8 protein-coding genes and 1 pseudogene are annotated in these 8411 nt (G+C 37.6%); 8 read left to right on the plus strand and 1 reads right to left on the minus strand.

The genetic code is table 11. The features are described from left to right. Nucleotides 1–755: 755 nt before the first annotated feature. Complete coding sequence (locus DWZ60_RS16200; RefSeq protein ID WP_117761155.1) at nt 756–1397, minus strand: helix-turn-helix domain-containing protein; 642 nt, start codon at nt 1395–1397, stop codon at nt 756–758. A gap of 368 nt (nt 1398–1765) precedes the next feature. Between DWZ60_RS16200 and DWZ60_RS16205 the strand changes: the two genes are divergently transcribed. The 8 genes and pseudogenes from DWZ60_RS16205 (at nt 1766) to DWZ60_RS16240 (ending at nt 8288) form a co-directional block, all read left to right on the plus strand. Then, nucleotides 1766–1963, plus strand: coding sequence for a hypothetical protein (locus DWZ60_RS16205; protein ID WP_022431210.1), 198 nt, complete (start codon nt 1766–1768; stop codon nt 1961–1963). Next, a pseudogene (locus DWZ60_RS16210) lies at nt 1964–3057 on the plus strand (tyrosine-type recombinase/integrase). Beyond that, nucleotides 3041–3412, plus strand: coding sequence for a plasmid mobilization protein (locus DWZ60_RS16215; RefSeq protein WP_117761160.1), 372 nt, complete (start codon nt 3041–3043; stop codon nt 3410–3412). Before DWZ60_RS16210 ends, DWZ60_RS16215 begins: the two are co-directional and overlap by 17 nt. Before the next feature lie 30 nt (nt 3413–3442). Next, entirely contained in the window at nt 3443–3820 is a 378-nt protein-coding gene (locus DWZ60_RS16220) for a TnpV protein (RefSeq protein ID WP_117761162.1), read from the plus strand. 308 nt (nt 3821–4128) lie between these two features. Beyond that, nucleotides 4129–5403 carry a plasmid recombination protein gene (locus tag DWZ60_RS16225; protein ID WP_117761164.1) on the plus strand — a complete coding sequence of 425 codons (1275 nt, stop codon included), beginning with the start codon at nt 4129–4131 and terminating at the stop codon, nt 5401–5403. 215 nt (nt 5404–5618) lie between these two features. Then, a complete protein-coding gene (locus DWZ60_RS16230) occupies nt 5619–6092 on the plus strand; it encodes a hypothetical protein (protein ID WP_118662497.1) in 474 nt (157 codons plus the stop codon). Between the two features lie 10 nt (nt 6093–6102). Next, on the plus strand, nt 6103–6984 hold the full coding sequence (locus DWZ60_RS16235; protein WP_117761168.1) for a hypothetical protein: 882 nt from the start codon (nt 6103–6105) through the stop codon (nt 6982–6984). An 11-nt stretch (nt 6985–6995) separates the two neighbouring features. Continuing rightward, a complete protein-coding gene (locus DWZ60_RS16240) occupies nt 6996–8288 on the plus strand; it encodes a DNA cytosine methyltransferase (RefSeq protein ID WP_117761170.1) in 1293 nt (430 codons plus the stop codon). The last annotated feature ends 123 nt before the right edge of the window (nt 8289–8411 follow it).

Raw genomic sequence — 8411 nt, forward strand, 5'->3', positions numbered from 1 at the left:
GTTTTCACACATATATTTAACATTCGTTATCAAATGTTCAAGTCTATTATTTGTAATATTAGTAATAGTCCAATATTTGATTTCAAAAATCAAGTCATTCTTGGTATGTTTTGAGAGAGCGATAATATCGTATTCGAGTCTGCCTATACGCAAGTTTTGTTTGAGAAGATATCTGCGAGAAAGCTTTTGGAAAAAATATTTGTAACATTTATCCTCTATTTGCATTTTTGTTTGAGAAGATATCTGCGAGAAAGCTTTTGGAAAAAATATTTGTAACATTTATCCTCTATTTGCATGTATCTTACAACTCTGTCGGATAAAACATTTGTTGAATTGTTTTGTTCTGTAGAGATTTCATTAGCTACTTTTTCAACAGTTTCTGAAGAACTTAATTGTGTGGCGTTAATCTTTTTGGTAATGGTATCAGATTTTATTTGCTCGTCAAGTTCTTTTTGAATGCTATACCATTTACAACAGCCAATAATTATTAAGACTAGACCTGTTACAATAAGTACAATGGAAACTACAGGCATAATTGTGGTTGTGAATCTAATAATTTTAAATTATCAATTCATCCTTTGAATTGAAATTTCGGATTAGGTTATCGTAATCATTTTGGCTTATGAGTTTGTAGTTTGTGTTAAGTATATAAAGATATGCCAATACAGGTAGTGTGATAAGCAACATGCCTAGTGAAACGAGAAATTTGTAAAAACTATCGTATTGTAATTTATCCATAATTGTGTCCTTTCAGATTATTCTCTTTTCGGTTTCCTTTTCCTTTTCACATAAGAGAAATCCGGAAACAAGTCTTTTAACAATTCAGCAGCTTCTTCTACATCGTCATCTTCATTCATTTTTTGAACCAGTAGCTGGTCGTCATCATCAAGATTCAACGAAACAGTGTACTCTTTATTTGGGTCTATTGGGTTCATTGGGTATTTTACCTCTTTAAGATAATATTCCGTTTCTGATATTTCTCCATCTTCCAGTTTGTCTCGTAAACGTGCCCAATACTCAACCATCTTTCGGAAGTTATCAAGGTCTTCCTGTGGACGGGGACCGGCATTTGGAAGCCGCTCTTCAAATTTAAAGCAAACTTCTTCACCTTTCATAGTAGGGCGTAATCCATATGCCCATTCAATGTCAAACAGCACATGAAGTGCGCTGAATATATTTGCAACATCAGGGTCAGATAATGCATAAAAACTGACTCCTAGATTGTTTGCAATATTTAATAAAGTCGCTTCATCCGGATATCTGTTTCCAAGTTCATAGTTTCGGATGGTGGATTCGTTTAATCCACATTTATCTGCTAATTCCTTTTGCGTCATATCAGATGCAATTCTGAAGTTTCGAATCAAATAGCCTACCCGGCTGGTGAATTTCTCGCCCATCTTAACTGCTCCTTATTCGTGGAATGAGTGTTGTAGCATGCACGGAGACACGAGGTACAAATCATGCATCGTACATTAATACTAAATACGTTTTCTGCGAAGGCAAAAACTTGAAAAAACTTCAGTTTTCCTCGCTCGCGGGCGCGTTCTCATGGTGCTTTGCCGCTTGTTCATGTTTCGCATGTCAATCGGCAAAACTCCATGCTCACTTTTGCCTTCGCGTACATTATATCATTAACAGTACAAAAGTGAAATGTTTTTTGCTAAAAAGTATTGACAGTACAAAAATGAACTGTTAATATAATACACATCACAACCGTTCGAAAATGAACTGAATAATAAAAACAAAAGAGAGGAGGCATTAGCTTATGGAGAACAAGAGATTTTTGACAGCGCAGGATGTAATGGAAATGCTGGGAGTTTCACTATCGTATTCCTATAAACTGATACGACGGCTGAATGCGGAACTTGAGGCTGATGGATTCGTGACAATAAAAGGACGTGTCAGTACACAGTATTTTATGAAACGAATCTACGGGCTATCTACGGATAAGGAGGTGGGATAGATGGCAGTTATCAAGAATAATAGGACCGGAATGTGGGAGGTGAGAACTTATTATAAGGATTTGACCGGAGCAAGGAAACAGAAAACCAAGAGAGGCTTTGCCAAGAAGAGCGAAGCCCTTGAATGGGAGCGGAATTTCAAACTGAAAGAGGATCAGAGTATCAGTATGAGCTTCAAAAGTTTTGTGGATATTTATCTGACGGATTTAGAGCCAAGAATAAAGCGCAATACTTTTCTGACAAAGAAGCACATCATTGAGACAAAGATTCTGCCTTATTTCGGGAAGCGAAAACTGGATGATATTCGGACCTCGGATGTCATCCAGTGGCAAATGAGATTATGAAGCTGAAAAAGGATAATGGGGAGTTGTTCTCCCCTACCTATCTGAAAACCATTCATAATCAGCTAAGTGCCATATTAAATCATGCGGTAAATATGTATGGTCTAAAGGATAATGTGGCACGAAAAGCCGGAACTATGGGCAAAGAAGAAAATAAGGAAATGGAGTTCTGGACACAGGAGGAATTTCAGGCATTTTTGGAGTGCGTGGCAGATAAGCCTATTTCCTATTATGCATTTGAAATACTTTATTGGACTGGTATTCGTGAAGGTGAGCTGCTTGCCTTGACACCGGGTGATTTCAATTTTGAAAAGAAAACGCTTTGGATAAACAAGTCATATCAGAGACTGGAAGGCAAAGATGTAATTACAGACCCGAAAACACCAAAGAGTAACAGAACAATTGTTATGCCGGATTTTCTTACTGTTGAGATGGAGGATTTCATAAGCAGTCTTTATGGAATAAGGGATGATGACAGAATTTTCACCATTTCAAAAAGTTATCTGCATCATGAAATGGATAGAGGTGCAAAGCTTGCAGGAGTGAAGAGAATCCGAATTCATGGATTACGACATTCTCATATTTCTCTGTTGATTAACTTGGGATTTTCAGCATTGGCAATAGGGGAAAGAGTCGGGCATGAGGCGGTTGATATCACATATCATTATGCACATTTATTTCCAACGGTGCAGACGGATATGGCAGCACAACTGGAAACAGAAAGGGAGGCGTTGGTCAATGTCAGAAAAGAATAGAGATGATAAAAACAGATGGCGTAATGTGACAATCGCATTTCGCATGTCGCCGGAGGAAAATGAAGAACTGAATAACAGAGTGAAGCTCAGTGGATTTCGTACCAAGCAGGATTATATTACCCAGAGTGTTCTTCATCAAAAGGTGGTTGCCACAGGCAATCCGTTGATGTTGGTACAATTCCGGCAGAACCTGCAAAGGATTGAGCATGAGCTTGAGAGGATAGAAAAGGCATCGGATATGGATGGGGAGTTACTTACTCCCATCCGTTCCATGCTGGAAATATTGGAAGGCTTCAAGGAACAACCGAGAACATTGGCGGATATGAAACACCTTACAGTACCAAATGAGGAATAACAGATATTTTATATAAAGGAAGTGACTGCTATGAGCGAAGAAACATTATTTGAAAAATTAGGTGTGAAATACATAGAAAAAGACGGCATTTTTTATCCGTTGATTACATTAGGTGGAGAGGAGAACAGTACAGATGTTGGCAAATATGGTCGTATGTGGATGGATTACATACAGAAGGAATATCCGCAGCGATACAGAAGTCTGCTACGATTTGGAGAATTACATGATAAAGCAACAGAGGTAAATGAAGTGGCTTATGAATTGCTGGAAGATATTGAAAATGAGTGGTTACATAAACATAAACCAAAGCAGTTGAATTCTTTTGTGGAAATGTATCAGCTACGAACTCAGGCAAGAATGATAGCAGAGGAAGTAGTTCTGCATGATGTGGTGGACTGTTTTCATTAGGGGATAAGCGAAGTTCTGTATCGGGGCTGTGGCTGGTAAATAATATGTCGCGTATCCGCGACTCATAAGCTCCCGAAAGGGAACTTTATCCGGCGGGGAGAGCCGTATAGCCACTCCGGCGAGGAGCGCAAAACCCGCTTGCGGGTCTGCATTTTTGATAGCGAAGCTGTCAAAAGTGCTTTTGCGTTACTTTTGACAAAAGTAACAAAACCTTCCCAGGGAAATCTGCTGTTTCGTGCCGTATCCGGCACTCATTACGGATAAGAAGGAGGTGCATATATACATACCAAAAGAGGAGGATTTTGACTATGGAAAGAACTATCAGTTTTATGAATGGGGAAGGTTCCATCGGGCACAACACGAGAAGATTTATAGCTGACAATGTAGATGCCAGCCGTACCAAGAATAATATCACTCTTATCCATGAGGATATTAAGCAGGCATATCACAAATTGTTTGACGAGGTACTTAAGGAATATAATGCAAAGCAGAAACGCAAGGATAGGCAGATTAAAAGTTATTATGATAAGATTTCAAGAAGCAAGCAGGAAAAATTATTTTATGAGGTTATCGTTCAGATAGGCAACAAGGATGATACCGGAGTAGGTAGTTATTCTGCAGAGGTTGCAACATGGGTGCTGAAGGATTATGTGAAAAAGTTCCAACTTCGAAATCCACAGCTTTATGTGATTGGTGCCTATATTCATTTGGATGAGGAAACACCACATTTGCATCTGAATTTTATCCCGTGGGTATCAGGCTGTAAGAGAGGATTGGAGACAAAGACAAGTCTTAAGGCTGCACTAGCGACAAGAGGATTTGTAAGTGAAGGAAAAGGCAATACCGAATGGAAGCAGTGGGCGGAGGCGGAGAAAGATGATATTGCCCTTATTATGAGCCGGTACGGAATTGACTGGAAAAAGAAAGATACACACAATAAGCATTTATCCGTACTGGATTATAAGAAGCAGGAACGGGCAAAAGAAGTGGCTGAACTTGAGGAGGAGATAGAGGGGGCACAAGTTGTACTGGAATTAAAAGAGGAACGGATTGAGTCTCTGGAGAAAGAAATTGAAAGTAAGCGAGATGGTTTTAGAAAAGAACAGTCTGAGGCTCAAAAGAAGCTGGATGATACCATAGTCGAAAATCAGAAATTGCAGTTGGAAACAACGGATTTACGCTTAAAGAATTTGGAATTAAGGCTGGAATATTATGAGAATGTAGATAAGCTCACAGATAAACAGAAGGAAATTGAGGTGGCGAAAAAAGAGGCTGACAAGTGGATGATGATTTCGGATACTGCAAAATTACAGACTGAACGGGCTGAATTTGAACTGGAAGAGGCGGAAAGGCTTAAGAAGGAACTGCTTGGTGCGGTCGATGGAGATGATTATCTGAAGGAGCAGGTGATAGAGCTGAGGTATCAGAACCAGATATTGCGGGAGGAGAATCGTAGCCTAAAGGACAAGCTGGAAAAGGCATATGAGTTTATGAAACAGTTTGTGATTGGTGGGATTAATCTGCTGGAGAAGTTTATGGAGTGGATCGGAGAGAAGATCAAGGATGTGAGGAGAGGAAGGTGATGTGAAAAATTCACAAAAAAGAAAGGAAATTAATGTGGAGAATTCATGAGAATTGTGGTAAAATTACCTTGGGATTTTGTCTTTATTTCTATGAATGGGAATGCTATTTTTAAGTAATATTGGAAATATGAGTCCAGATTATTGAACATATATGATATGTATAATGCTGTTAGATAGACAATTTTCTAATTACTTATTAAGGAAGTTTAGTTATTATGCGAACAATGTTATTGAGCTTCAAGCCAGAATGGTACAATAAAATTATGGATGGTAGCAAGCTATTTGAGTATAGAAGAACATTTCCAAATGAAGAAATAATGGCATATATGTATGTTAGTTCTCCTGCGAAAATGATAGTTGGAAGGATTCATTTAGGTAAGAGAATTGATATTAACACATGGAGAGAACAATACAAGTCGGATAAAGGAGTGTGTGAAAGAATAGATGGTTTTCTTACAAGACATACTTACGCAATGCCAGTATTGTCTTTTCAGATGACAAAGGAAATAGAATTAGAAACACTTCGCAAGTTTAATCCCAATTTTGTATGTCCTCAAATGTATTATTATTTGGATAATTATCCAGAATTGTTTGATTTTATAAAGAAAAATGCAACTGACATTGGGGAATTGCACATTAATTCATTTGTGAATATTGGAAAAGATGAGATTTGCAGAAAAAAATATTAGGAGGTATGACATGGGTGATTTTGGTGAGGCAGAAAGACGAATATTAGGATTTATGTTAGAAGGGACAGAGTTTGTCTTTGAAGGAAAAGAATATGCAGTAGTTTTATCTGGGAAACCAACATGTCGTAAAGGAGAACCTAAAACAGACATTTATATTTTGGCAGAATCAGATGAGGGTGATATTGAAATTAAAATTTCTTATAAGAAAGAAAATGCTGATTTTATTGAAAATAAGATGAGTGCAGAACGTGCAGAACAATTATTTGGTGAAGATTGGATAGATATTATAGAACACTCTACTACAGCTATTCAGGATAAATTTTATGAGCGAATGCTGATTTATAAAAATGGATTTAGAAGAACTGAAAAGGGTTCAATTACCCTCGGATGGAAATTTGAGTTGCTTAATAAAAGTGGTGGAGACTTATCTGGGAAAATGTTACTTACAGATGAACAGGTAGTAGATGTTTATGCAGGAAGTAATCTTTCTCCAGATAAGAAAAATGCGAGCGTTTGTGGACAAATCATAAGAGATAGCGGTGTGGCTAACTACATATTGATGGATGAGAATGTTCATTCTGCGCAAGATGTAATAGATAAAATGATTCCTATAAGAGAATATGTAATGATGCACCCGGATATTTATTTTGCTTGTAAGGCTTTGAATTACAGAACTTTTGCTGAAAAATGGGATGGGAATAGACCGTTATCAGTTCAAGTAAATTGGGATGCAATTAATAATAGATTAGTTCCCGAACTTGTTTTTGACAAGCCATTAATAGTAAAAGGTGATGAGGTGGCTGAAAGACTTATTCATTATATGCGGAAATTAAATATTAGAACAACAGAAGATATTGATGAGGATAATTCGGGAACTGATAAAATAGTATAGAGGTGACAAACATGGCTGTTATTTTAGAAGAAAGAGGGCGTGGTAAATTTAAACCCGCTCCAGATTATAAAGTTGATGAAGTAAAAGAACTTCTAAATAAAAAAATTGAAGAAGAAAGACAGGCATTTGCAGATTGTAGTGAAGAGATTGAGTTTGATAAGCTTAACTATGATCCCAATAAGTGGAACCTGCTGTCACTATTTTCGGGATGCGGTGGTCTGGATTTGGGCTTCGAATTAGCAGGCTTAAAAGCAGTTATGGGCGAAGAAGTTATGGAAGTAGCATTTGCCGACAAAAAGGTCTTTGATGAAAATATCAATAATAATGTATTCAATACGATTTATGTAAACGATATATTTGATGAAGCAAGAGAAACCTATGCACAGAATGCAGGTAAGTATATATACATGGACAAGAGTGATATAAGAAAAATAAAGGAGTTTCCCAAGGCAGATATTGTATTAGGCGGTTTCCCTTGCCCGGGCTTTTCAGAGGCTGGACCGAGATTGGTTGATGATAAGAGAAACTTTTTATACTTACATTTTATTCGTTGCCTGATGCAGAGCAAACCAAAAATTTTTGTGGCTGAGAATGTAAAAGGAATGATGACTCTTGGAAAGGGTGAGGTTTTCAAGCAGATTGTTCAGGACTTTGCAGCAGCAGGATATACAATATATCACAAGCTTTTAAACTCGGCAGAATATGGTGTGCCACAGATAAGAGAACGAGTAATTTTGGTTGGTGTCAGGAATGATATAGACTTTGAATATGTTCATCCGGAACCTACACATGGGTATGGTATTGATGGATTGAAAGAGGTGGTAACACTTCGTGATGCTATTGGTGATTTAGAGGATGATCCGGGAGATTATTTTACAGGCTCGTATTCTACTATTTTTATGTCGCGTAATCGAAAAAAACTATGGTCACAACCAAGTTTTACGATTCAGGCATCAGGTAGACAGGCACCGATCCATCCAGCAGGAGCACCTATGGAACATGTTGGCAAGGATAGATATGTCTTTAGTGATGGGGAAGAGAATAATCGACGCCTATCAGTGAAGGAAATAGCAAGAATTCAGACATTTCCGGATTGGTATGAATTTAGCAGAGGAACAAGTAACAGAAATGATAATGCCAAACTTGATTTGGTGTATAAGCAGATAGGTAATGCAGTGCCGGTACGCTTAGCATTGGCTGTTGCGGAACCGATTGCGGAGTTTGCAAGGACACAATTAGAACAAGAAAAAGAAGATACAAAGTATGTGATTGTTCATGAAACGGAGAAAAGAATGATGGCATAGAAAAGTAATAATACATTTTGGATAGAAAGTGGTGATGACATGCAGGATTTTCAAGTGTAAACATAAAAAATATGATTATTCATAATGTAGGAAATAAAGTAAAAGGTGAATCGCTAGATTTAT

It is taken from the genome of Blautia sp. AF34-10 (assembly GCF_003477865.1).
Taxonomy (GTDB): domain Bacteria; phylum Bacillota; class Clostridia; order Lachnospirales; family Lachnospiraceae; genus Fusicatenibacter; species Fusicatenibacter saccharivorans.